The sequence below is a fragment of the Streptomyces sp. TAA040 genome, assembly GCF_000424845.1.
In genome coordinates this window covers 148321-171536 of record NZ_KE384254.1, presented here as the reverse complement: position 1 = coordinate 171536, position 23216 = coordinate 148321, and the positions used below count along the sequence as shown (strand labels likewise).

Sequence of the window (23216 nt, the reverse complement as noted above, 5' to 3'; positions counted from 1 at the left end):
GCACGACTGATACCGGTTGGTCGTGCTTCGTCCCAGGACAGATCACACCCGAATACCCGACAGCAGGAAAACGACGACCCGGTCGCGTTCGGCCCACTGCTCGGTGTCGAGCTCGACGGACTGGAGCAGGGCGCATTCGACCTCGTACCCGGCCTCCCCCAGCGCGCGGCCCGTCGCCTCCGCCTCGTCGCGGGTCGTGGCGTGCGTCACGATGCGCTCCGGCCTGCGGTCGGTGCAGGCCGTCAGGGTACGGAGGCCGCCGCCGCCGATCCGTACGACGTCGGGCTCCGGAAGGTCCTCCAGGACCTGCGGCGCGCCCCCGTGCACCACTTGGACCTGCACCCCCGCGGAACGGGCCAGCGCCTCGGTGCGGGTGCAGGCCTCGGCGTTGCGGTCGACGGTGATGACGGCGGCGCCGAACCCGGCCGTCTCGACCGCCGCGGTACCGCTGCCGCTGCCGATGTCCCAGACCAGGTCGCCGATGCGCGGGCCGAGCCGGGCCAGTTGGGCGGCCCGCAGCACGGCCGACTCGCCGACGGGCTCGTCGTCCGTGGCCGACCGCGGCGCCGGGGGCAGCGCCCAGCCGCGTGGCCGATCGGGGTAGCCGGGGTGCCGGGCGGCGAGCCATCCGCTGCCCTGCGCGGTGCCGGAGGGCGCGCCGGCGCCCTGCCCGCCGACCACGATCACGACGCAGGGCTCCCGCCAGACGTGATCGGCCGCGCGGTCGGAGGTGAGCACCGTCATCCGCTCGTGCGCCGTGCCCAGCGACTCGCAGATGACGAAGGTGCGGTGCACGCCGTCGAGCAGCAACGCGAGTTCGGCCGGCCCCGCCCCCGGAGAGGTGAGCACCGCGACCTTGGTGTGGGCCCGGCAGACGTTGACGGCGCGCCGCAGGGTGCGACTGTGCGCGACGACGATCTGCGCGTCGTCCCAGGCCATTCCGGCGCGGGCGAAGGCGGCGGCGACGGAGGAGACCGCGGGCACCACCTCCACCTCCAAGCCGTGCTCGGGCGCCCGCAGAGTGCGCATGACTCCGAAGAAGCCGGGGTCGCCGTCGGCGAGCACCACGGCGGTGCCGCGGTGCCGGGCGATCCGGCGCGCGGCGAGCGAGACGCTGCCGAGCCGGACGCGTTCGGCTTCCGGCGGGACCTCCGGCAGGGCGAGGTGGTGTGCGGCGCCGGCCACCAGGGTGGCGGCACCGAGCGCCCCCCGGGCGACGTCGTTCAGCGGGGAACCGTCCCAGCCGATCACGGTCACGCGGTCGGCCATCGGCTGATTTCTCCCGGTACGTCGCAGATCGCAGGTGGGACGCCAGTGAGATTACCCGAGCGACGGGGGGTGCGCGGACCCCGGGCGGGCCGGATGGCGCCGGTGCGGCGGGAGTTGCCGCCGCACCGCGCCGCGGCCGTGCGGCGGCAGGCGCCTCGGGTCCGGAGCGGCGGGTGGGGGACTGCGGCGGTCAGCGCCGCTGCGGCCAGCCGGCGTACTCCGCGTACGCGTGGCCGGCGACGGCGTCAAGCGGTGCGTCGAAGTCCTCGGGGAGCAGGCTCCAGACGATCAGGTCTGTCCTGACGTCTGTCCAACTGCCGTCCTCCACACGGGTTCTGGCTATCCACGCGTTGCGCAGCACGCCCTCGCTGAGGCAGCCGAGCTTCTGGGCGACCTGCTGCGCGGCCGTGTTGCCGGCCGCGGTGCGCAGCTCCAGTCGTTCGAACTTCTGGTCCTCGAAGAGCCAGTTGGCGACGGCCAGCACGGCCTCGGAGGCGTAGCCCTCGCCCCGGGCCCAGGGCGCGGTCGCGTAGGCAGCGACCGAGGAGAGGTGGCGCCAGTCGGTGCTGCGCAGTTGCAGCGACCCGACCAGCTGCTGGGTGAGGAAGTCGGCGACCGCAAAGGCGATGCCGCGTCCCGAGGTCCGTTCGGCCGGCGCCCCGCGGGCGATCCACTCCCGGGCATCCGCCTCGGAGTAGGGCGCCGGGGCGCCCGTCCAGGCGACGACCAGCTCGTCGTTCATCATCTCGGTGAAGGCGGGGGCGTCCTCTTCCTGGAACGGGCGCAGTACGAGCCGCTCGGTACTGATCGAAACGTCCGGGAAGGTGGAAGTCATGTGCCGCTCCATGCCAAGGGGGTCAAGTGCCCAGCATGCAGCATCGAACGGCCGGCAGACAGCGCCGGGCTCGGATGGCGGGGCACCGGCCCGCCGCCGCCCCGCAACCACCACGTCAGGGGGCCGTCGTCCCGGAGGCCGGGACGACCGAGCCGTCGTACTCGTCCTCGATGAACGCGCTCACCTCCTCGGAGGTGAGCAGCCGGGCCAGCGTGCGCACGTCGGGGTCCTGCTCGTGTCCCTCCTTGACGGCGAGCAGGTTGGCGTAGGGGTTGTCCTCGGCGCCCTCGATCGCCAGCGCGTCGTCGGCCGGCTCCAGGTCGGCCTCGATGGCGTAGTTGCCGTTGATGACGGCCGCGTCCACCTCGTCCAGGGCCCGCGGAACGGTGGCGGCCTCCAGTTCCTCGAACTCGAGGCCCTTGCGGTCCGCGATGTCGTCGAGGGTGCCGTTCGCGCCGACGCCGTCGGCCAGTTCGATCACCCCCCGGTCGGCGAGCAGCTTCAGCGCGCGGCCCTCGTTGGTGGTGTCGCTGGGGACGGCCACCGTACCGCCGCGGGGGATGTCGCCGGCGTCCTCCAGGGAGGCGGAGTAGAGCCCGAGCGGTTCCAGGTGCACCTCGGCGACCGGTGTGAGGCGGGTGCCGTTCTTGTCGTTGAAGTCGTCCAGGTAGGGCTGGTGCTGGAAGAAGTTGGCGTCCACCTCGCCGCTCTCGGTGGCGGTGTTGGGGAGCACGTAGTCGTTGAAGACCTTGACGTCGAGGTCGAGTCCGGCGTCCTCGGCGAGGTGGTCCCGGACGTACTCCAGGATCTCGGCGTGCGGGACGGGCGAGGCGGCGACCGTCAGCGCACCGCTGCCGTCGGCGGCCCCGGTGCCGGAGCCGGGATCGGAGTCGGTGCCGCAGGAGGTCAGCGCCAGGACGAGTGCGGTGCCGGCCGCCAGGGCGGCGGTGGTCGTGAGGGAGATGCGCACGAGGAGTGTCTCTTTCGGGTGCCGGGGTGGTGTGGGGGTGCCGGGGTCGGGGAGGTGCCGGGGCGCTGTCAGGCCTCGCCGCGCTGCCGACGGGCGAGAAGCCGCACGGTGGTGTCGCCGAGGAGTTGGACGCCGGTCACCAGGACGGCCAGGACGGCGACGGTGGCCAGCATCAGCGCGGTCTCGAAGCGCTGGTAACCGTAGGTGAGGGCGAGGTTGCCGAGTCCGCCGGCACCGACGACACCGGCCATGGCCGAGTAGCCGATCAGCACGATGACCGTGGTGGTCAGCCCGGCGACGAGGGAGGGCAGCGCCTGCGGGAGGAGCGCCTTGGACACGACCGCTCGGGTGCCGCCGCCCATCGCCTGGACGGCTTCCACCAGGCCGTGGTCGACCTCTCGGACGGCGGTCTCCACAAGCCGGGCGAAGAACGGGACAGCGCCGATCGCCAGTGGGACGACGGCCGCGGTCGGACCGATGAAGGTGCCCACCAGCAGGCGGGTGAGCGGGATCAGCGCGACCAGCAGGATCACGAAGGGCAGCGACCGCCCGAGGTTCACCACCGCGCCGACCACCCGGTTGACCGGGGCGTTGCGGAGCATCCCGCCGCGGTCGGTCAGCACGAGCAGCAGTCCGATCGGGAGGCCGCCGAGCACCGCGAACAGCGTCGACCAGCCGACCATGTACAGGGTGTCGACGCTGCCCTGGAGCAGGAGCGGCTGCATCCGGTCCCAGGTCACTTCGCCACCCCCTCGACCGCGTCGGCGGTGGTGCCGGAGGCCACCGCGGTGACGTCGACGGTCAGGCCCCGCTCACGCAGGTACCCGATCGGCACCACGTTGTCCTCGAAGGTCCCCGGCAGCTCGATCCGCATCCGGCCCACCTGCCGGTCCCCGGCGGTGTCCATCGCCGCACCGAGGATCGATACGTCGATACCGTGCGTTCGGGCGAGCTGGGAGACGACGGGCCGGGCGGCGGTGTCGCCGTGGAAGGTGACGTCGACGACGGTCCGGTCCGGCCCCGAAGGGCTGCCGCCGAGCGGGAAGAGCTCCGCGGCGAGCCGGGAGCCGGGGGTGCGCAGCAGCCCGGGCACCGTGCCGGACTCCACGATCCGGCCGCCCTGCATCAGGGCCGCCGAGTCGCAGACGCTCTTGACGACCTCCACCTCGTGGGTGATCAGCAGCACGGTGAGCCCCAACTGCCGGTTGAGGTCGCGCAGCAGCCGGAGCACCGAGCGGGTGGTCTCCGGATCGAGCGCCGAGGTGGCCTCGTCGGACAGCAGCACCTTGGGGTCGCCGGCCAGGGCCCGCGCGATGCCGACGCGCTGCTTCTGACCGCCGGACAGCTGCGCCGGGTGCGCCTCGGCCCTGTCGGCGAGCCCGACGAGGTCGAGCAGTTCCCGTGCCTTGCGGGCACGGGCGTGCCGGGTCAGGCCGAGGATCTCCAGCGGCAGCTCCACGTTGCCGCGCACGGTCCTGGAGGAAAGCAGGTTGAAGTGCTGGAAGACCATGCCGGCGCCGCTGCGAGCTGCGCGCAGCGCACGTCCGGGACGGTCGCCGGTCCCGGCCAGCGCGGTCAGGTCCCGGCCGTCGACGGCGACGGTGCCCGAGGTGGGCCGTTCGAGCAGGTTCACGCAGCGGATGAGGGAGGACTTGCCGGCGCCGCTGCGTCCGACGACACCGAACACCTCCCCCTCGCGGACGTGCAGGTCGACGCCGTCCAGGGCGGTGACTTCGCGGTCACGGGTGCGGTAGACCTTGGTGAGGTCCGTGGTGGTGATCACTGGGTGTTTCCGTCACTGTTGAGTGCGCGGCGCGCAGGGCGGCGCCGAGCACAGGGCGTTGCGTGCGGTGAGCGGGGTCCGCGCGGCCGGGAACGCGTCGGCGCTCCGCGCTGCGGCGGCGGGATGCTCGCTTCGGGGCGCGAGCGTGCTCGGGAGGGACCCTCAGAGGGCGCACATTCGGCGCATCCGACACGTACCGCGGGCGACAGGCACGGTCATTGCCCGGGTCGCGCGGATTCGGATGCGTGTGGTGCTCATGCGCCCAGTCAATCAGACATACCCCGGTGCGTCCCAACAGGTGGCACACATGTCCGCATGACGGACGGCGGCACTGCTGCCCCCGGCCTCGCGCTGCTCAGCCTGGTGCGGGCCCCGGCCGCGGCCGTCGCCCCACCGGGCCGCGTACACAGCGCGCGGCACCCCGGACGGGCCGTGCGGTGCCGGGCCGGCGGGGGTCCGTCCCGGCTCGGAGGAAGGGCCGCAGTAAAGTCGCCGGCATGTTCTCCCCGCTGACGGTCGCGGTCGCCGCGACCGCCCTGCTGCTGGCGGCCTGGTGCGGGTACGCCGCCTACCGGGACCAGCCCACCAAGGACTGGCACTTCGCCGGAATGGCCGTCGTGACCGTGCTGGCACTGGCGCAGCTCGTGGTCGGCGTCGTCGCGCTCGCCCGGGGACAGGAGCCCGACCAGGGCGGGGTGATCTTCGTCTCGTACCTGCTCGGGGCCGCCGCGGCCGTCCCCGCGGTCGCCTTCCTCTCCCTGTCCGAGCGGACGCGGTGGGGATCGGCCACGGTGGCCGCGGGCGCGGTGGTGCTGGCGGTGCTGGAGGTACGACTGCACGACATCTGGGGAGGCGGCGGTGGCTGAGCGGGCACCGGAGGCGGACGGAACGGGGACGGGACGGGAGCGGGGCGACGCGGCCCGTCCCAAGGAGGGCGGCGCACAGCGCCGGACCGGGATCGGGACCGGGCCCGGACGGCTGCTCGTCTTCCTCTACGCCGTCTTCACCGTCGGCGCCGCCTCCCGGTCGGCGGTGCAGCTCTCCACCCGCTTCCACGAGGCACCGCTGGCGTACCTGCTGTCGGCGGCGGCGGCCGGGGTCTACGCGTTCATCACCCTGGCGCTCGTCCGGGGCGGCGAGCACGCCCGCCGCGCAGCACTGGTGTGCTGCGCGGCGGAGCTCGCCGGTGTGCTGGTCGTCGGCACCTGGACGGTCGTAGACCCCTCGGCCTTCCCGGACGCGACCGTCTGGTCGGACTACGGCCGGGGCTACCTCTTCCTGCCGCTGGCACTGCCGGTGACCGGACTGCTGTGGTTGCGGCGGCGCGGATGAGCCGGGCGCCGCGGCCAGGGCTCCGCCACCACCGCTGACGAGGGTTCCGCCCGGGATCCGGGCGGGTTCTCAGGCGCTGGTGACGTAGGCCTGCGCCACCGCCTCCTTCTCCAGCGTGATCACGCTGAGCTTCGGCGAGACGTGCTCGGTGGCCGCCGGTACGTAGCCGCAGCGGCGGTACAGCCGGAGGTTGCCGTCGCTGCGGTGGCCGGTGAACAGCCGGAAGCGGCGGACCTCCGCGCCACGGGACAGCCGGTTCTCCGCGGCGGCCAGCAGCCGGCCGCCGAGCCCGTGCCGCTGCATCCGCGGGTGCACGATCAGCTTGCCCAGGTGCGCGGTGCCCTCGGCGTCGACCACGCCGCGCACCGAGCCCACGACCTCCTCGCCGAGCCGGGCCACGAGGACCGTGCCGCCGGAGAGCTCCTCACGCAGGCCCTCCAGCGTCTGGGTGAGCGGTTCGATGCGGTAGTCGCCGTAGAGTTCGGCCTCGGCCTGGTAGCAGAGGTACTGGAGCTTGAGGATCTGTTCGGCGTCGTGCTCGGCCGCCGCAGAGATGGTCACGCTCATGCCCATGTGCGTACGCCTCTCGTGATGTTCGCGCCCGCCCGCGCCGGATACGAGGGTCGCGCGGAGACGGGCTGTCTGCCCTGGTGACGCCGGTTGTCTATCGCACCCTTCCCCCGAGGCCGTGGATTCCAACCTCCGCCGTCAGTATTCTGCGCAGACATCCCAGGCAACGGGAACGCATCGGCCCCAGGCTTCCTTGTGAGATACCCAACTCACCTGCGATCTCACGGTAGGTGAGGTCCCGCGGCGACAACATCGCGGTCAGCAGCCCGGGGCACCGACCGGGCAGACGGGGGACGGCGGCGCGCACCGCCCGCTCGCGCTCGGCGGCCAGCACGGCCGGTTCGACGCGCCCGGCCGGGTCCGTGGCCGGGCCGGCCTGCTCCGGGTCGCAGGGCGGTTCCCTGCGGGCCCGCAGGCGCTGCGCGAGCGCCTCGGCGGCCACCACCTCGCGGAGCCACGCCGCCGGGTCCTCCGGCGGTCCGTGCCTTCGGTCCCGTTCCAGCCAGCGCAGCCAGACCGACTGCTCCAGGTCCGCCGAGTCGGCGCCGTCCGGCTCCGACTCGGCGCGGCACTCGGCGGCCAGCAGCGGCCGGAGCCGCTCGGGTACGTCCATGCCGGGCGGAACGCGCCCGTCCGGCCCGCGGTTCGGTCCGCAGCCGAGATTCACCCGTCCGAGCGAGTGCCCTCGCGGAAGTCGACGGCGGCGAGCAGCGCGGTGTCCGGGTGGTCCGCGAAGACCGCGTCGATGCCGGTGCGGAAGTACGCGCGGTAGGCGCCGAACGCGTCGCCGTAGGCGTTCGGGTCCTCGCCGCGGCGGAACTCGGTGGGCAGGAAGGCGTTCTCGTTGCGCCTCGTGTAGGGGTGCAGCACCAGGCCGCGGGCGTGCGCGTCCCGCACCAGCGAGGTCGGCGTGCCGAGGCCGCCGTCCGCCTCGACGAAGTCCCACGGACGCGAGTCGGCCGAGCCGAGCAGCACCACGCCTGGGGTGTCCACCAGCCGGCTCAGCCGCCGGATGCTGCCGGGCTCGAAGGGCTGCAGGAAGACCGGGGCCTGTCGGCGGTGGAGCCCCGCCCGGCGCAGCAGGGCCGCCAGCGGCTCCTCCAGGCCGAGCCCCAGGCCGCGGAAGTAGCTGGGATGCTTGGTCTCGACGTGCAGCCGGACCGGTCGGCTGCGCCGCCGCTCCTCGTCCCGCGCCCAGGCGAGCACCTCGCGGAGCGAGGGGATCGTCCAGCGGCCGTCGTAGAGCGTGTTGTCCGGGCGCTGCCCGGGGATGCGCTCGGTGGCCCGCAGCGTCTTCAGTTCGGCGAGGGTGAAGTCCTCGGTGAACCAGCCCGTGTACACCCGGCCGTCCACGGTCCTCGTGGTGCGCCGGTCGGCGAACTCGGACCGGTCGGCCACGTCGGTGGTGCCGGTGATGTCGTTCTCGTGACGGCAGACGAGTTCGCCGTCCCGGGTGGGCACCAGGTCCTGTTCGATGATGTCCGCACCCATGTCCAGCGCGAGGCGGTACGCGCCGAGGGTGTGCTCCGGGCGGTAGCCGCTGGCACCCCGGTGGGCCACCACGGCGGGGACCGGGAGCCGGTCCGCACGGCCGCGGCCGTCCGCGCCCGCCGCCCGGGCCGCGGGTGCTCCGGCGAGGGGGCTGCCGCTCCCGCTCCGACCGCCGCCGCGCCGAGTACCGCACGTCTTCCAGGTCGCTGCCGTGCTCCCACGGTGCCTCCTCACTGGTCCGCACCGGTGGCCGCCGAAGCGGCGAACGGCGCCCCCGCTGTGGGCAGGTGACGGCGAGAAGCGTAGGCGCGGTGGGTCGTCCGGTGGAGGAAGACGGGCAAAACACGGCGGAAACACCCCGCAGCCGGCCTCGGGATGTCCGGTGCGGTTCCGCCCCGGCGAGCGAACAGACACGGAACGCGAGTATTGTCCTTCGCTGCGCGGCCTTGCGCGATGTTCCGTTCGAGACCGGAGGCTGAATACCCCGTGACACCGCGTTTCCTGTTCATCAAGGCGCTGCTCGGCCCGCTGCTGCGTGTCCTGTTCCGTCCCCAGGTGCAGGGAGGCGAGTCGATCCCCGGCGAGGGTCCGGTCATCCTGGCCGGGAACCACCTGACCTTCATCGACTCGATGATCCTCCCGCTCGTGAGCAGGCGGCGGGTCTTCTTCATCGGCAAGGACGAGTACGTCACCGGCACCAGCCTCAAGGGGCGGCTGATGGCCTGGTTCTTCACCGGCGCGGGCATGATCCCGGTCGACCGGGACGGCGGGCGCGGCGGGGTCGCGGCCCTGATGACCGGCCGCCGGGTCCTGGAGGAGGGCAAGGTGTTCGGCATCTACCCGGAGGGCACCCGCTCCCCCGACGGGCGCCTCTACCGCGGCCGGACCGGGATCGCGCGGTTGGCGCTGATGACCGGCGCACCGGTCGTCCCCTTCGCGATGATCGGCACCGACCGGGTGCAGCCGGGCGGGCGCGGCATGCCGCGGCTGGGCCGCGGGCACCGGATCACCGTCCGTTTCGGGACTCCGCTGGACTTCTCCCGGTACGAGGGCATGGACCGGGACCGCTACGTGCTCCGCGCGGTCACGGACGAGGTGATGAGCGAGGTCATGCGGCTCTCCGGCCAGGAGTACGTCGACATGTACGCCACGAAGGCGAAGGCCGCCTGACGCCCCCTCCCGTCCCCCGCCCGGAAGGGGGCGGCCCCGACGGGGTGAGCCGCCCCGTACGGGCCGTCAGTGCCAGCGCAGGGCGGCGCGGTACCGCCAGGAGGCGGCGGGCTCCTCGGCCGCGGCGTGCAGCTCCGCCGACCGGCCCCCGTCCAGGTCGACCGCCACCGCCCGCAGGTTGCCGAGCAGTTGCACGGTGGGGGCGGCTCCGGACAGCACGACGGACGCCCAGGGGCGGTCGGGTACCGCGAGCGCCAGCGCGTCCTGGCCGGTCTCCAGCTCACGACTGGCGCGCAGGAGAACGGGCGGCGCTTCGGGGCCGGCCGGCCGCCCGTTGGCCGCCGCCTCCTTGACGATGACCGGTCAGCCCGGCGGCGTGAGCGTCGGCGAGAGCCGGCGCCGCGGGCTGCTCCAGCAGGTTGGAGGTGCACTGCAAGGACTCGAAGAGCGCCCGTCCGGCAACCGTGATGTTCATGGCCGCGCCGACGGCCGCCGCCTGCTGCGGACCGCTCGTGGAGAAACCGACGGCGACGCCCTGCTCCCTCAGCTCCGCGAGCCGCTCGTGCAGCACCGGGTCGGTCAGCGCAGGGCTGTCGGGGGGTGACGGAGTGCACCTGGTAGACGTCGGCCGGTCACCGGGCAGTGCGGCCGTCTCCGCGCGCTGCGTGTCGAACGTGGCGACCCCGTGGTCCTTGGGCCGGGGCCTGCCCGAGGCCGCCGCCCGGTGAGCGACGTAGGGCGGGTAGCCCTCGCGGGCCCGAGTTCGCCTCGATCTCCCGCTTGACCGTACTCGCCGGCCGTCCCAGGGGCCGCCCGATCGCCCGCGGCGGCCGACCCGTCGCGTGGAGGTCGCGGACCGTCTCGCGCTCGGCAAGCGTCAGAAGCCGAGGATGGAGTTGCTTCTCCGAGGCCGTCAGGCCCACTGGGATCGCGGGTGCTGCGAGGACCGTCGGAACCCAAAACGGGCCCGCAGGGCCTCGACCGGCGGTCCGCGGGGAGGTCCCGGCCCCGGTTCAGGTCGACGTATCCGGGTCGGCCCACGGCCGCCAGCCCCAGCCCGAGGCCTGCGGTCGGGATGGGCGCGGCTCCCGGACGGTCGAACGACATCCGGTGCTCCCCCGGTGCCGGGCCGGGCCACCGGCCCGGCTGCGGAGTCCCAACGGACCCGCAGCCGGCCGCGGGTCAGCCGGCGGCCGCGGTGCCGGTCACCCGGCGGCCGCCGTCCGCCCAGGCCCGCTGCCGCTTCAGGTCGGCCCGGACCTCGTCCAGTTGCACCGCCACCGCGGCGGGCGCCGTGCCGCCCCGGCCGCTGCGGGAGGCCAGCGCGCCGGGCACGTCGAGCACCTCGCGCACCTGGGGGGTGAGGTGCGGGGAGATCGCGGCGAACTGCTCGTCGGTCAGCTCGTCCAGCTCGACGCCGGCCCGCTCGCACTCCCTGACGCACTCCCCCGCGACCTCGTGCGCCACCCGGAAGGGGACGCCCTGTCGGACCAGCCACTCGGCGACGTCGGTGGCCAGCGAGAAACCGGCCGGTGCCAGTGCGGCCATCCGGTCGGTGTGGACCGTGAGGGTCGCCATCATGCCGGTGAAAGCGGGGAGCAGGACCTCCAGTTGGTCGCAGGAGTCGATGACCGGCTCCTTGTCCTCCTGGAGGTCGCGGTTGTAGGCGAGCGGGAGCGCCTTGAGGGTCGCCATCAGGCCGGTGAGGTTCCCGATCAGGCGGCCCGACTTGCCTCGCGCCAGTTCGGCGATGTCCGGATTCTTCTTCTGCGGCATGATCGACGACCCGGTGGAGAAGGCGTCGTGCAGGGTGACGAAGGAGAACTCCTTGGTGTTCCACAGGATCACCTCCTCGGCGATCCGGGAGAGGTCGACGCCGATCATGGCGGTGACGAAGGCGAACTCCGCGGCGAAGTCGCGGGAGGCGGTGCCGTCGATGGAGTTGGCGGCCGAGCCGTGCTCGAAGCCGAGGTCGGCGGCCACCGCCTGCGGGTCCAGCCCGAGCGAGGAGCCGGCGAGCGCGCCGGAGCCGTAGGGCGAGACGGCCGTGCGGTCGTCCCACTGCCGCAGCCGCTCCGCGTCCCGGCCCAACGCCTGGGCGTGGGCGAGGACGTGGTGGGCGAAGAGCACCGGCTGCGCGTGCTGGAGGTGGGTGCGGCCCGGCATCACCGCGGCCGGGTGGGCCTCAGCCAGCCCGACCAGGGCCTCCTGGAGGTCGGCGACCAGCCCGGCGAGCGTCCGCGCGTGGTCGCGCAGGTACATCCGGAAGAGGGTGGCGACCTGGTCGTTGCGGGAGCGTCCGGCGCGGAGCTTGCCGCCCAGGTCGGCGCCGACGCGTTCCAGCAGACCGCGCTCCAGCGCGGTGTGCACGTCCTCGTCGGCGACCGTGCCCGTGAAGCCGCCGTCCGTCACGTCGGCGAGCAGCCGGTCCAGCCCGGCCAGCATCCGGTCCAGCTCGTCCCGGTTGAGCAGGCCCGCCGTGTGCAGGGCGCGGGCGTGGGCGCGGGAGCCCTCGATGTCGTAGGGGGCGAGGCACCAGTCGAAGTGCACCGAGGCGCTCAGCCTGGCCAGCGCCTCGGACGGGCCGTCCGCGAACCGGCCGCCCCACAGGCGCAGCCCGCTGTCCGGGGCCGGCTGGCGGGCTTGGTCGCTCATCGCTGTCGAACTCCTCGTGGTGGGGCTGATGGGGCTGGTGCGGTCGGCTGCGGTGCGGTGGTGTGCACTCCGGTGGACTCGGATGCGGTTCTCGGATGGCCGCGCCGAGGAGAGCGGCGCCGCGGCCCGGCGGGCCGCGGCGCGCGCGTCATCCGGCCTGGTCCCGCTTGGCGGCGATCTTGCTCGACATGCCGAAGATCTCGATGAAGCCCTTGGACAGGGACTGGTCGAAGGTGTCGCCGGAGTCGTAGGTCGCGAGGTTGAAGTCGTACAGCGACTTCTCCGACCGCCGACCGGTGACCACCGCGCGGCCCCCGTGCAGGGTCATCCGGATCTCACCGCTGACGTGCTGGTTCGCCTCGTCGATGAAGCCGTCCAGGGCGCGCTTGAGCGGTGAGAACCACAGGCCGTCGTAGACCAGCTCGGTCCAGCGCTGCTCCACCTGCCGCTTGTAGCGGGCCAGCTCGCGCTCGACGGTGACGTTCTCCAGCTCCTGGTGGGCGGCGATCAGCGCGATCCCGCCCGGGGACTCGTACACCTCGCGGGACTTGATGCCGACCAGGCGGTCCTCGACCATGTCGATCCGGCCGATGCCCTGGGCGCCGGCCCGCTCGTTGAGCTGCTGGATCGCCTCCAGGACGGTGACCGGGCGGCCGTCGATCGCGACCGGCACCCCCTGGTCGAAGGTGAGGACGACCTCGTCGGACTCCCGCGGGACGCCCGGGTCGGCGGTGTACTCGTAGACGTCCTCGATCGGGGCGTTCCAGATGTCCTCCAGGAAGCCGGTCTCCACCGCGCGCCCGAAGACGTTCTGGTCGATGGAGTAGGGCGACTTCTTGCTGGTGGCGATCGGCAGGCCCTTCTCCTCACAGAAGGCGATGGCCTTGTCCCGCGTCATCGCGTAGTCCCGCACCGGGGCGATGCACGTGAGGTCCGGGGCGAGGGAGGCGATGCCGGCCTCGAACCTGACCTGGTCGTTGCCCTTGCCGGTGCAGCCGTGCGCGACGGTGGAGGCGCCGTGCTTGCGGGCGGCGGCCACCAGGTGCCGCACGATGGTCGGCCGGGAGAGCGCCGACACCAGCGGGTAGCGGTCCATGTAGAGGGCGTTGGCCTTGATCGCCGGGAGGCAGTACTCCTCGGCGAACTCGTCCTTGGCGTCGGCGACCTCGGCCTCGACGGCCCCGCAGGCGAGCGCGCGCTTGCGGATCACTTCGAGGTCCTCGCCGCCCTGGCCGACGTCCACGGCGACGGCGACGACCTCGGCTCCGGTCTCCTCGGCGATCCAGCCGATGCAGACGGACGTGTCCAGGCCACCGGAGTAGGCGAGTACTACGCGCTCGGTCACGGGGTTCTCCTAACAATTCATACGGTGACAGGCATAAGTATGCACCGTGGCGTATGTTTCCGTCAAAACACGGCGTTCCAGCCGGTCGAAGGCCTGCGGGGCAGGTCGGCGCCCGCGGGGCGGACGGCTCAGACCGCCTTCTGGGCCAGACGGAGCAGGTGGTCGGCGAGGGCCTGACCACCGTCCGGATCGCGGCTGATCAGCAGGAGCGTGTCGTCCCCGGCGAGGGTCCCGATGATCTCGTGCAGCTCGGCCTGGTCGACCGCGGAGGCGAAGAACTGGGCCGCGCCCGGCGGAGTGCGCAGCACCACCAGATTGGCCGAGGCCTCGGCCGAGATCAGCAGCTCACCGGCGAGCCGCGCCATCCTGGCCTCGGTCGCCGACTCGCCCATCGGCGGCCTCGGGGTCCGGTCGCCGCCCTCGCCCGGCACCGCGTAGATCAACTCGCCGCCCGCGTTGCGGATCTTGACGGCGCCCAGTTCGTCCAGATCGCGGGAGAGCGTCGCCTGGGTGACCGTCAGGCCGTCGTCGGCGAGCAGTCTCGCAAGCTGGCTCTGCGAGCGCACCGGCTGCCGGTTGAGGATGTCCACGATCCGGCGGTGCCGGGCCGCTCTGGTCTGGGGCACGGCCTGGCCCCCGAACTGCTCCTCGCTCATCGTCACTCCCCCGTCCGGCGGGTCGGGTCGGCGCTGTCCAGCACGGCGGGCAGCGCCCGGACGAAGGAGTCCGCCTCCGACTCGCCGAGCACGAGCGGCGGGGCCAGCCGGACGACATCGGGCAACGGTGCGTTCACCAGGAAGCCCGCCTCCTGAGCGGCCCGCTGCACCTCGGCCGCCACCGGCTCGGTGAGCACCACGCCCAGCAGCAGCCCGGCGCCGCGGACCCGGTCGATGAGCGGGTGCCCGAGGTTCCGGATCGCCTGCCGCAGGCGGTCGCCCGTTCGGGTGACGTGGGCGAGCAGGCCCTCGGCCTCGATGGTGTCCAGAACCGCCAGGGCGGCGGCGCAGGAGACCGGGTTGCCGCCGAACGTCGACCCGTGCTGGCCGGGCCCCAGCAGTTCCGCCGCCCGGCCGAACGCCAGGGTCGCGCCGATCGGCATGCCGCCGGCCAGCCCCTTGGCGAGGGTGATCACGTCCGGTTCCACGCCCTCGGCCCGGCAGGCGAACCAGTGGCCTGTCCGGCCGATGCCGGTCTGGATCTCGTCCACGACGAGCAGGGTGCCGGTCGCCCGGGTGATCTCCCGGGCGGCGGACAGGTAGCCGTCCGGGGGCACCACCACGCCGTTCTCGCCCTGGACGGGCTCGACGATCAGCAGTGCGGTGTCCTCGGTGACGGCCGAGCGCAGCGCCTCGACGTCACCGAAGGGCACGTGGACGACTTCGCCGGGGAGCGGGAGGAACGGTTCCTGCTTCGCGGGCTGGCCGGTGAGTGCCAGCGCACCCATGGTGCGGCCGTGGAAACCGCCCCGGGTGGCGACCATCCCGGTGCGCCCGGTGCGGCGTCCGATCTTGAAGGCGGCCTCGACCGCCTCCGCGCCCGAGTTGCAGAAGTAGACCGCGCCGTCCCGGCCGGCCAGGTGCAGCAGCCGCTCGGCCAGCGCCACCGGCGGTTCGGCGATGAACAGGTTCGACACATGGCCCAGGGTGGCGACCTGGTCGGAGACCGCTCGGACGAGCGCCGGGTGCCCGGTCCCCAGCGCGTTCACCGCGATACCCCCGATCAGGTCGAGGTACTCCCGGCCGTCCGCGTCCCACAGCCGGGCGCCCTCGCCGTGCGTGAGCGGCACCCGCGGAGTGCCGTAGTTGTTCATCAACGCGCCCTGCCAGCGCCGCGTCAGACGCTCCCCGGCGGGGGCGCCTGCGGGCGCGGTCGGGGCTCCGCCGGTCCGGCCGGTGCTGCTCACGGGGTCTCCTCCTCGTCCGGCACGACCATGGTGCCGATGCCCTCGTCGGTGAAAATCTCCAGCAGGATGGAGTGCTGCACCCGGCCGTCGATGACGCGGGCGTTGCCCACCCCGTTGCGGACGGCGTGCAGGCAGCCCTCCATCTTGGGCACCATGCCGCTGGCCAGGTCCGGCAGCAGCCGCTCCAGTTCGCTGACGGTGAGCCGGCTGACGACGTCGTCGCTGCGCGGCCAGTCCGCGTAGAGCCCCTCGACGTCGGTCAGGACCATCAGGGTTTCCGCGCCCAGTGCGGCGGCCAGGGCCGCGGCCGCCGTGTCGGCGTTGATGTTGTAGACGTGCGCGTCGTCGGCGCTGCGGGCGATCGAGGAGACGACCGGGATACGGCCGTTGTCCAGCAGCGCCTCGATCGCGCCGGCGTCCACCTCGGTGATGTCGCCGACCCGGCCGAGGTCGACACGCTCGCCGTCGAGGTCGGCGTAGCGCTTGGTGGCCGTCATGGTGTGCGCGTCCTCGCCGGTCATGCCTACGGCCCACGGGCCGTGCTGGTTGAGCAGGCCGACCAGCTCGCGCTGCACCTGCCCCGCCAGCACCATCCGCACCACGTCCATGGTCTCCGGGGTGGTGACCCGCAGCCCTGCCCGGAACTCCGACGTCAGCCCGTGCCGTTCCAACTGCGCGGTGATCTGCGGTCCGCCGCCGTGCACCACGACCGGACGCAGACCGGCGTGCCGCAGGAAGACGACGTCCTGGGCGAAGGCGGCCTTGAGTTCCTCGTCCACCATGGCGTTGCCGCCGAACTTGATCACGACGGTCCGGCCGTGGTGCCGGGTGAGCCAGGGCAGCGCCTCGATGAGAGTGCGGGCCTTGGGCAGCGCGGTGTGCTTGCGGGTGCTCATGACGAGTACGCGCTGTTCTCGTGGACGTAGTCGGCGGTCAGGTCGTTCGTCCACACGACCGCAGAGCGTTCCCCGGCCGCGAGGTCGGCGGTGACGCGCACCTCCCGCGAACCCATGTCGACCAGGTCGCGGTCCTCCCCCACGGAACCCGCCCGGCACACCCAGACGTCGTTGATGGCGACCGCGAGCCGGTCCGGCTCGAATGCGGCCGCGGTGGTGCCGATGGCGGAGAGCACCCGCCCCCAGTTGGGGTCCTCGCCGTGCACCGCGCACTTGAACAGGTTGTTCCGGGCGATCGACCGGCCGACTTCGACCGCGTCGTCCTCGGTCGCGGCGCCGACCACCTCGATACGGATGTCCTTCGCGGCCCCTTCGGCGTCCCGGACCAGCCGGAGTGCCAGGTCGGCGCAGACCGCGCGGACGGTCTCGGCGAACGCGTCGGCGTCCGGGACCACGCCGGACGCACCGGAGGCCAGCAGCAGCACGGTGTCGTTGGTCGACATGCAGCCGTCGGAGTCGATCCGGTCGAAGGTCGTGCGCGTGGCGGCCCGCAGGGCGCTGTCCAGGTCGCCGGCCGGCAGGTCGGCGTCCGTGGTGAGCACCACCAGCATGGTGGCGAGGCCCGGCGCCAGCATGCCGGCGCCCTTCGCCATGCCGCCTACCGTCCAGCCGTCCCCCTCTGCCACCGCAGTCTTGTGCACGGTGTCGGTGGTCATGATGGCGACGGCCGCCTGCTCGCCGCCCTCCGGCGACAGCTCGGCCGCAGCCGTGTCGATGCCGGGAAGCAGGCGGTCCATCGGCAACCGGATGCCGATCAGCCCCGTCGAGGCCACGGCGACCTCCGCCGCGCTGTGGCCCAGCACGCCGGCCGCTTTCTCGGCGGTCGCGTGGGTGTCCTGGAAGCCCCGCGGGCCGGTACAGGCGTTGGCGCCACCCGCGTTCAGCACGACTGCCGAGACCTGGCCGCCGCCGACCACCTGCTCGGACCAGAGCACCGGCGCGGCCTTGACCCGGTTCGAGGTGAAGACACCGGCTGCCGCCAGGCGCGGCCCGCGATTGACCACCAGCGCAAGGTCCGGTCCACCGCTCTCCTTGATCCCCGCGGCGACGCCCGCCGCGGTGAACCCCTTGGCCGCTGTCACGCTCACTGTGTCTCCTCGTACGGGTGCGAGCCCGCTCCGCCGGGCGGTGCGGGCGTGGTGGTCGGTGCCGGGCCGGTGGTCACGGGGCGATGCCCGCAGCGGGGAGGCCGAGCCCCTCGGACAGACCGAGGGCGATGTTCATGCTCTGCACCGCGCCGCCGGCGGTGCCCTTCGTCAGGTTGTCGAGGGCGCCGATCACCAAGATCCGCCCGGCGGCCTCGTCCAGCGCGACCTGGAGCAGCACGTTGTTCGAGCCGTGGACGGAGGCCGTCGACGGCCACTGCCCCTCCGGGAGCAGCCGGACGAAGCGCTCGGTGTCGTAGGCCTGCCGGTAGGCGGCACGCAGGTCCGCGCCCGTGACGCCGTCCCGGGCCTTCGCGGAGCAGGTGGCGAGGATGCCGCGCGGCATCGGTGCGAGCGTCGGGGTGAAGGAGACCGTGACCGGCTCCCCCGCGGCGGCCGAGAGGTTCTGGATCATCTCCGGTGTGTGCCGGTGGACCCCGCCGACGCCGTAGGGGCTCATCGAGCCCATCACCTCGCTGCCGAGCAGGTGCGGCTTCAGCGCCTTCCCGGCGCCGGAGGTTCCGGTGGCGGCCACGACCACCGCCTCCGGCTCGGCCAGCCCGGTCGCGTACGCCGGAGCCAGGGACAGCGAGACGGCGGTGGGGTAGCAGCCGGGGACGGCGATCCGGCGGGTGCCGTACAGCCCCGTACGGGCACCGGCGAGCTCGGGCAGCCCGTACGGCCAGGTGCCAGCGTGCTCCGTCCCGTAGTACTTCGTCCAGGCAGCGGCGTCGGAGAGCCGGAAGTCGGCTCCGCAGTCGACGATCAGCGCCGCGTCGCCCAGCTGCTCCGCCACCGCGGCCGACTGGCCGTGCGGCAGGGCGAGGAAGACCACGTCGTGCCCGGACAGCACCGATGCCTCGGTCGGCTCCAGCACCCGGTCGGCCAGATCCGGCAACTGGGGCTGGAGCGCCCCCAGCCGCTGCCCGGCGTTCGAGGCGCCCGTCAGCGCCCCGATCTCGACCTCGGGATGCTGCAGCAGCAGGCGCAGGACCTCACCCCCCGCGTACCCGCTCGCTCCCGCAACCGCCGCACGTACCACCATCGGACCCTCCTCCTCGATGGCATGACTATACGAAGCAGGGAACGTTTATGCAATCAGTAGTCGACGGACACCGCCCGGCCCCGACCGATGAGCGAAGATCCCGTCGGGCTCAGGCCACGTGGATCAGCGGGTCACGGAGTACGAGGGGGATGCGTGGCTGCGGGACGGCCTGCGGCCCGGGGACGGCTGGCCGCACCCCCTGGAGATCCTGAACGGCACGCTCGGCCTCGACGCGGAGGGCGGATGCGGGCGGGTGGAGGCGGGTGGAGGCGGGTGCGGCGGCGGTCAGCGGCGGGACGGCTGCGCGGCCTCCACCGCCCCCCGCCGGAGCCGAACCCTCCCGGGCAGCCCCGGCCGGGGCTGCGGCCTCGGGACGGACGTGGTGCCTGCCGAGGGGCAGCACGAGGGGTCTGCCGGAGACCGGGTCCTCGATGATCCGGCTCTTCGGGCCGAACACCGCCGCCACCATCTCCTGGGTGAGGACCTCGCCGGGTGCACCCGAGGAGTGGATGCGCCCCGCCGCGAGGGCGACGAGGTGGTCCGCGTACCGGGCGGCGAGGTTGAGGTCGTGCAGGACCATCACGATGGTCGTCCCCCGCGCCCGGTTCAGGTCGGTGAGCAGGTCGAGCACCTCGATCTGGTGGCTGGCGTCGAGGAAGGTGATCGGCTCGTCGAGCATCAGAAGCTCGGTCTGCTGGGCCAGCGCCATGGCGATCCACACCCGCTGCCGCTGGCCGCCGGAGAGTTCGTCGACGGAGCGGCCGGCCAGCTCGGTCGTCTGCGTCACCTCCAGGGCCGACACCACGGCGGCGTCGTCCTTCCCGCTCCAACGGGTGAAGACGCCCTGGTGGGGGTGGCGGCCGCGGCCGACCAGATCGAGCACGGTGATGCCCTCGCGCGCACCCGGGGACTGCGGCAGCAGTCCCCGGGTGCGCGCGAGCTGCTTGGCGGGCAGGCGGTGCACCTGCCCGCCAGCACGACGCGGCCCTCCCGGGGCGCGAGCAGCCGGGACATCGAGCGCAGGAGTGCCGACTTCCCGCAGGCGTTGGCGCCGACGACTGCCGTGACGACGGTCTGCTCCCAGCCCGTACCGTTCAGGCGCCCGGTCAGCCAGCGCATGGCTTCCTGGAGGTCCCACTCGGCGGCCCGGGAGAGGACGTAGGACGTGACGCTGTCGAGCATCGCGGAGATCCCGATGCCGATCAGGATGAGGCGGGTGCCGACGACCCCGTCCCGGAGGGCCAGGACGTAAACCAGCAGGGCGACGGCCAGCGCGGCGGAGATGGCCAGGACGGAGACCTGCGTCTCGTCGAGCGAGAGGGTCACGATGGCGAGGGCCGCGGCGGCGCTCGCGCCCGAGCTGATGCCGATGACGTCGGGGCTGGCGAGCGGGTTGCGGAGCATGGTCTGGAAGGTGACTCCGGCCGTGCCGAAGCTGAACCCGGCCGTCACGGCGAGGACCGCGCGGGGCAGCCGCAGCCGTCCAACGGTGAACGACGCGCCCGGGACCTGGTCGCCGAGGATCACCCGGGTCACTTCCCCCGGCGGGTAGAAGGTCTGCCCGACCATCAGGGTCGCGGCGAACGCGGCGACGGTGAGCAGGGCGAGCACGAGCACGACGCGGCGGCGGGAGGCGCCCCGGATCCGGCCGCGGGTCACCGCCCGGACGGCGGCCGGCTCGGCGACGGGCGGACCCGTCGCGGACGGCTCGGCGACGGGCGCCCGGGTGGCGGTCCCCTCGGCGGCGGCCCGGCCGGTGCGGGGGGGGCCGTCGGCGGAATTGCGGGCGGTGGAGGGGGCGTTCACAGGGCGCGCACCTTCTGACGACGAACGGTGTAGATGAAGAACGGGGCCGCCGATCAGCGCCGTGACGATGCCCACGTCGACCTCGGCGGGCCGCGCCACGATGCGTCCGAGGACGTCCGCAGCGGTCAGCAGGACGGCGCCGGTGAGCGCGGAGAACGGCAGCAGCCATCGGTGGTCGATGCCCACCATCAGCCGGCACGCTCGGGGCGGGCGCGAAGGCCTCCGCGCCCAGGGCATGCCGCTGCGGGGAACAGACCGGGTCGCCTGCGGAAGCGGGGATGGGCGGCGAAGCCCGTGCGAGCGCGGAGGCGCTTGCGGGTGCGACTGCGTGGCGTCATGCCATGAAGGGTGGCGAAGACGAGACTCTTCGGATGTCCGCTACACCACGGACGTCACCCCGGAGTGCACCACTAGACGAGCGACCCCAAAGGGCCTGTGAGCGAGCGACACTCCTCTCGTTCCTGGACTGGAGCCAGTTGCTTCGTGGAGGAGTTCCTTGCTTCCGACGGGGCCATGGCTGCCCGTAGCCGGATTCGGCGTGGCTCCGCCGTCACCACTTCCGGTGCACGGTCGCCTTGCCTCCGGTCACCAGGCTTGCCGGGGGAACGTCGTCGGCCACGACTGCGCCGGCGGCGACCACGGCGTCACGACCGATGCTGACGCCGGGCATGACCGTGGCACCGGCACCGATCCACACATTCTCTGCCACGTCGATGGGCGCGCCGGTGAGGTACAGCCGCCGCTCCCCGGGGTCGACCGGGTGGCCGCCGGTGATGAACGTGACCTTCGGCCCGATCATCACGCGCTCGCCGAGTCGGATGCCGGCATAGTCCAGGAACGTGCAGTTCTGGTTGATGAAGACGCGTTCGGCGAGGTCGAGGTTCAGACCATGGTCCGTGAAGAAGGGCGGATAGATCGTGACTCTCGGCGGCAGCGACCTGCCGAGGATCTGTTCGAAGAGTTCCGCCTTGCCCGCTTCGTCTTCGAAAGGCAGGACGTTCAGGCGGGAGGTGAGCTCCGTAACCCGCAGGACCCGCTCGGCCATGGCCTGGAACTCGGCGCTGTGGATGCGCATGAGACGGTCGCTGGGCATGCCATGATCCTCTCTGTGTACCGGCACCGGAGCAAGACTCACCGGATGATCGAAGTCAGAAAGTGGCGGCGGGGGCGGCGGTCCGGCACGGCGACCACACCGGACATCCCGTCCTGCGGTCACTGACCGCCTGCGGCCACCGCCGTGGAATCGCTGTCCGGCACACCCCGTCCGCACAGGGCCGGGCCGTGCCGTCGGCCGACGCGGGCCGCGGGCGCGGCGGGGTTCAGCAGGGGCGGAAGGTGCCCGGCATCATTTCCGTCGTACGGCGGAAGGCCGCACCGAACGCACTCGCCGAGCGGTAGCCGACCTCCTCGGCGACGAGATCCACCTCCCAGCCCCGGGTGAGCAGGGCCACCGCGTACTGGGCACGCACCCCGGCGACCCCGCCCGCCCGGGCCACGCGCCCCTCCCGACCGGAGGACGGCGGCCGGTGCGGCTGTGCGCCGGATCCAGTGGTCGTCGGTACGGCGGGCCGGTCGCATGGTCCCACGGTAGCGAGGCCGGGTGCGGGACCGGCGACCCCCGGCCTGCGGGCGGCCGTACGGCGCTCAGCGGCGGCGGGACCTGCCGCGCCGCCCGCCCTTCGCCGCGCCCGGCCCGCCGCGCCCGCTCCGCCCCTTCTGCGCCCTGCCTGTCGCGTCCCCGCGCCGCTGCTCGCCTTTCGCGGGAGCCTTGTCCTGTTTCTGCGCAGGTCTCTCCGCGGACGCGGGGGCGGGGCGGCCCCGCGTGCTGTTGACGGTCCTGCCCCGCACGATTCCGATGAACTGCTCCACCAGGTCGGTGGTCTCCGCCTGCGGCCAGGACAGCGCGACCCGGGACTGGACGGCGTCCCGCACCGGGCGGTAGGTGAGGTCGCGGCGGTGGTGCAGCCGAGCGAGGGACTGCGGCACCACGAGCAGGCCCACTCCTGCGGCCACCAACTCGACGGCGTCCGCGGTGGTGGCCGGGCGCTGCTTCGCGGGGAGCCCGGGAAACAGCTCCCAGTCCAGGGGGTCGTCCAGGGGGTGCAGCACGAGGTCGTCGGCGAGGTCGTCGAGCGACACCTCCTCGGCCGCCGCCACCAGGTGGTCCCTGGGGAGCACGACCACGGTCGTCTCGGTGTAGAGCGGAATCGCGCTGAGGTCGTCGCCGCCGACCGGCATCCGGACCAGCCCTGCGTCCGCCTCGGCCGCGCGCAGCGCGGCACAGGCCTCGGCGGCGGGCTTCTGGAGGAGGGTCAGCGGCACCCCGGGGAGCCGTTCCTCCCAGATCCGCACCCACTTGGTGGGCGTCACGCCCGGGACGTAGGCGAGCCGGAACGACGGGGAGGGCGGGGTGGCGGTCACCCCGCCACGTTACCGGTCGCGGACCGTCCCGCCGCGCCCGTAACCGGCCGGCGGCGGGCGTGGTCGGCGCTGCCGCGCACGGTCGATACCCTGGACGGCATGACGACGCAGCGCACCCCCCAGACGATGAAGCCCGCGACCGCGGCGAAGAAGCTGGGTGTGTACCTCCAGGCCACGCCCGCCGAGTTCCAGGAGGGTGTCGTCTCGCGCACCGAGCTGAGCGCCCTCCAGGCAGACCCGCCCGAGTGGTTGCGGGAGCTGCGGCGCAACGGCCCGCACCCCCGTCCGGTGGTCGCTTCGAAGCTCGGCGTCTCCATCTCGGGACTCGCGCGCGGCGGGGTCACCGAGGCACTCACCACGGAGCGGATCGACGCCCTGAAGGACGAGAGCCCCGAGTGGCTCCAGCAGGAGCGCGCCACTCAGGCCGAGGTGCGCAAGGAGACCGCGCGCATCAGGGAGAAGAACGCGGCGCAGGCCGCCGAGTCGTCCCGCTCGGGTTCCTGACCCCTTTGGCGTCCCA

General features: G+C 73.3%; 23 protein-coding genes and 4 pseudogenes. 4 read left to right on the top strand and 23 right to left on the bottom strand.

Annotated elements, in window-relative coordinates:
- Nucleotides 1–42: 42 nt before the first annotated feature.
- The 5 genes from cbiE to H300_RS28780 all read right to left on the bottom strand — a co-directional run bounded on the left by cbiE (nucleotide 43) and on the right by H300_RS28780 (nucleotide 4857).
- A complete protein-coding gene (gene cbiE / locus H300_RS0122555; protein ID WP_028429181.1) occupies nucleotides 43–1269 on the bottom strand; it encodes a precorrin-6y C5,15-methyltransferase (decarboxylating) subunit CbiE in 1227 nt (408 codons plus the stop codon).
- Nucleotides 1270–1459: 190 nt separating this feature from the next.
- Nucleotides 1460–2104, bottom strand: coding sequence for a GNAT family N-acetyltransferase (locus H300_RS28785; RefSeq protein WP_037981578.1), 645 nt, complete (start codon nucleotides 2102–2104; stop codon nucleotides 1460–1462).
- A gap of 115 nt (nucleotides 2105–2219) precedes the next feature.
- On the bottom strand, nucleotides 2220–3074 hold the full coding sequence (locus H300_RS0122545) for a MetQ/NlpA family ABC transporter substrate-binding protein (protein ID WP_028429180.1): 855 nt from the start codon (nucleotides 3072–3074) through the stop codon (nucleotides 2220–2222).
- Nucleotides 3075–3142: 68 nt separating this feature from the next.
- Complete coding sequence (locus tag H300_RS0122540) at nucleotides 3143–3814, bottom strand: methionine ABC transporter permease (protein ID WP_028429179.1); 672 nt, start codon at nucleotides 3812–3814, stop codon at nucleotides 3143–3145.
- The gene (locus H300_RS28780) at nucleotides 3811–4857 is read right to left on the bottom strand and encodes an ATP-binding cassette domain-containing protein (RefSeq protein ID WP_051270296.1); all 1047 of its coding nucleotides are present in this window, start codon (nucleotides 4855–4857) and stop codon (nucleotides 3811–3813) included. The genes H300_RS0122540 and H300_RS28780 overlap by 4 nt, the downstream gene beginning before the upstream one ends.
- A 497-nt stretch (nucleotides 4858–5354) precedes the next feature.
- On the opposite strand from H300_RS28780, the gene H300_RS0122530 reads away from it, so the two are divergent.
- Both H300_RS0122530 and H300_RS28775 read left to right on the top strand, forming a co-directional pair.
- Entirely contained in the window at nucleotides 5355–5723 is a 369-nt protein-coding gene (locus H300_RS0122530) for a hypothetical protein (protein WP_028429178.1), read from the top strand.
- The gene (locus H300_RS28775; RefSeq protein ID WP_486584012.1) at nucleotides 5716–6189 is read left to right on the top strand and encodes a hypothetical protein; all 474 of its coding nucleotides are present in this window, start codon (nucleotides 5716–5718) and stop codon (nucleotides 6187–6189) included. Before H300_RS0122530 ends, H300_RS28775 begins: the two co-directional genes overlap by 8 nt.
- 69 nt (nucleotides 6190–6258) lie before the next feature.
- On the opposite strand, the gene H300_RS0122520 is transcribed toward H300_RS28775, so the two are convergent.
- The 3 genes and pseudogenes from H300_RS0122520 to H300_RS28770 form a co-directional block, all read right to left on the bottom strand.
- Nucleotides 6259–6762 (bottom strand): GNAT family N-acetyltransferase, encoded by a 504-nt coding sequence (locus H300_RS0122520; protein WP_028429177.1) that lies wholly within the window; start codon nucleotides 6760–6762, stop codon nucleotides 6259–6261.
- Nucleotides 6763–6853: 91 nt separating this feature from the next.
- Nucleotides 6854–7372, bottom strand: a complete 519-nt coding sequence (locus H300_RS0122515; RefSeq protein ID WP_028429176.1) for a sigma-70 family RNA polymerase sigma factor — start codon at nucleotides 7370–7372, stop codon at nucleotides 6854–6856.
- A 50-nt stretch (nucleotides 7373–7422) separates the two neighbouring features.
- Nucleotides 7423–8471 (bottom strand): annotated as a pseudogene (locus tag H300_RS28770) (glycerophosphodiester phosphodiesterase family protein).
- Nucleotides 8472–8703: 232 nt separating this feature from the next.
- On the opposite strand from H300_RS28770, the gene H300_RS0122505 reads away from it, so the two are divergent.
- Entirely contained in the window at nucleotides 8704–9420 is a 717-nt protein-coding gene (locus H300_RS0122505; protein ID WP_051270295.1) for a lysophospholipid acyltransferase family protein, read from the top strand.
- Nucleotides 9421–9486: 66 nt separating this feature from the next.
- Here the strand turns inward: H300_RS0122505 and H300_RS31690 are convergent, their stop codons facing one another.
- From H300_RS31690 to H300_RS0122435, 15 genes and pseudogenes are all read right to left on the bottom strand, one after another.
- The gene (locus H300_RS31690) at nucleotides 9487–9639 is read right to left on the bottom strand and encodes an aldo-keto reductase family protein (protein ID WP_158678434.1); all 153 of its coding nucleotides are present in this window, start codon (nucleotides 9637–9639) and stop codon (nucleotides 9487–9489) included.
- A gap of 61 nt (nucleotides 9640–9700) precedes the next feature.
- Complete coding sequence (locus H300_RS31685; RefSeq protein ID WP_028429174.1) at nucleotides 9701–9991, bottom strand: aldo-keto reductase family protein; 291 nt, start codon at nucleotides 9989–9991, stop codon at nucleotides 9701–9703.
- A 61-nt stretch (nucleotides 9992–10052) separates the two neighbouring features.
- Nucleotides 10053–10343, bottom strand: coding sequence for a helix-turn-helix domain-containing protein (locus tag H300_RS30775; RefSeq protein WP_158678433.1), 291 nt, complete (start codon nucleotides 10341–10343; stop codon nucleotides 10053–10055).
- Nucleotides 10344–10602: 259 nt separating this feature from the next.
- Nucleotides 10603–12075 (bottom strand): argininosuccinate lyase, encoded by a 1473-nt coding sequence (gene argH / locus H300_RS0122490; RefSeq protein WP_028429173.1) that lies wholly within the window; start codon nucleotides 12073–12075, stop codon nucleotides 10603–10605.
- A 148-nt stretch (nucleotides 12076–12223) separates the two neighbouring features.
- A complete protein-coding gene (locus H300_RS0122485) occupies nucleotides 12224–13420 on the bottom strand; it encodes an argininosuccinate synthase (RefSeq protein ID WP_028429172.1) in 1197 nt (398 codons plus the stop codon).
- Nucleotides 13421–13548: 128 nt separating this feature from the next.
- Nucleotides 13549–14076, bottom strand: a complete 528-nt coding sequence (locus H300_RS0122480; RefSeq protein WP_028429171.1) for an arginine repressor — start codon at nucleotides 14074–14076, stop codon at nucleotides 13549–13551.
- Nucleotides 14077–14078: 2 nt separating this feature from the next.
- Nucleotides 14079–15230, bottom strand: coding sequence for an acetylornithine transaminase (locus H300_RS0122475; RefSeq protein ID WP_051270326.1), 1152 nt, complete (start codon nucleotides 15228–15230; stop codon nucleotides 14079–14081).
- Between the two features lie 89 nt (nucleotides 15231–15319).
- On the bottom strand, nucleotides 15320–16219 hold the full coding sequence (gene argB / locus H300_RS0122470; RefSeq protein WP_028429169.1) for an acetylglutamate kinase: 900 nt from the start codon (nucleotides 16217–16219) through the stop codon (nucleotides 15320–15322).
- Nucleotides 16216–17367 carry a bifunctional glutamate N-acetyltransferase/amino-acid acetyltransferase ArgJ gene (gene argJ, locus H300_RS0122465; protein WP_028429168.1) on the bottom strand — a complete coding sequence of 384 codons (1152 nt, stop codon included), beginning with the start codon at nucleotides 17365–17367 and terminating at the stop codon, nucleotides 16216–16218. The genes argB and argJ overlap by 4 nt, the downstream gene beginning before the upstream one ends.
- A 73-nt stretch (nucleotides 17368–17440) precedes the next feature.
- Complete coding sequence (gene argC / locus H300_RS0122460) at nucleotides 17441–18469, bottom strand: N-acetyl-gamma-glutamyl-phosphate reductase (RefSeq protein WP_028429167.1); 1029 nt, start codon at nucleotides 18467–18469, stop codon at nucleotides 17441–17443.
- A gap of 343 nt (nucleotides 18470–18812) precedes the next feature.
- A pseudogene (locus tag H300_RS32785) lies at nucleotides 18813–20038 on the bottom strand (iron chelate uptake ABC transporter family permease subunit); the annotation flags it as partial.
- 333 nt (nucleotides 20039–20371) lie between these two features.
- Nucleotides 20372–20464, bottom strand: a pseudogene (locus tag H300_RS32780) (iron chelate uptake ABC transporter family permease subunit); the annotation flags it as partial.
- Between the two features lie 361 nt (nucleotides 20465–20825).
- Nucleotides 20826–21368, bottom strand: coding sequence for a DapH/DapD/GlmU-related protein (locus H300_RS0122445; protein WP_028429166.1), 543 nt, complete (start codon nucleotides 21366–21368; stop codon nucleotides 20826–20828).
- 226 nt (nucleotides 21369–21594) lie between these two features.
- Nucleotides 21595–21753, bottom strand: a pseudogene (locus H300_RS31295) (helix-turn-helix domain-containing protein); the annotation flags it as partial.
- 166 nt (nucleotides 21754–21919) lie between these two features.
- Complete coding sequence (locus H300_RS0122435; protein WP_028429165.1) at nucleotides 21920–22696, bottom strand: LysR substrate-binding domain-containing protein; 777 nt, start codon at nucleotides 22694–22696, stop codon at nucleotides 21920–21922.
- A gap of 99 nt (nucleotides 22697–22795) precedes the next feature.
- On the opposite strand from H300_RS0122435, the gene H300_RS0122430 reads away from it, so the two are divergent.
- Entirely contained in the window at nucleotides 22796–23200 is a 405-nt protein-coding gene (locus H300_RS0122430; protein ID WP_028429164.1) for a DUF5997 family protein, read from the top strand.
- Nucleotides 23201–23216 lie beyond the last annotated feature (16 nt).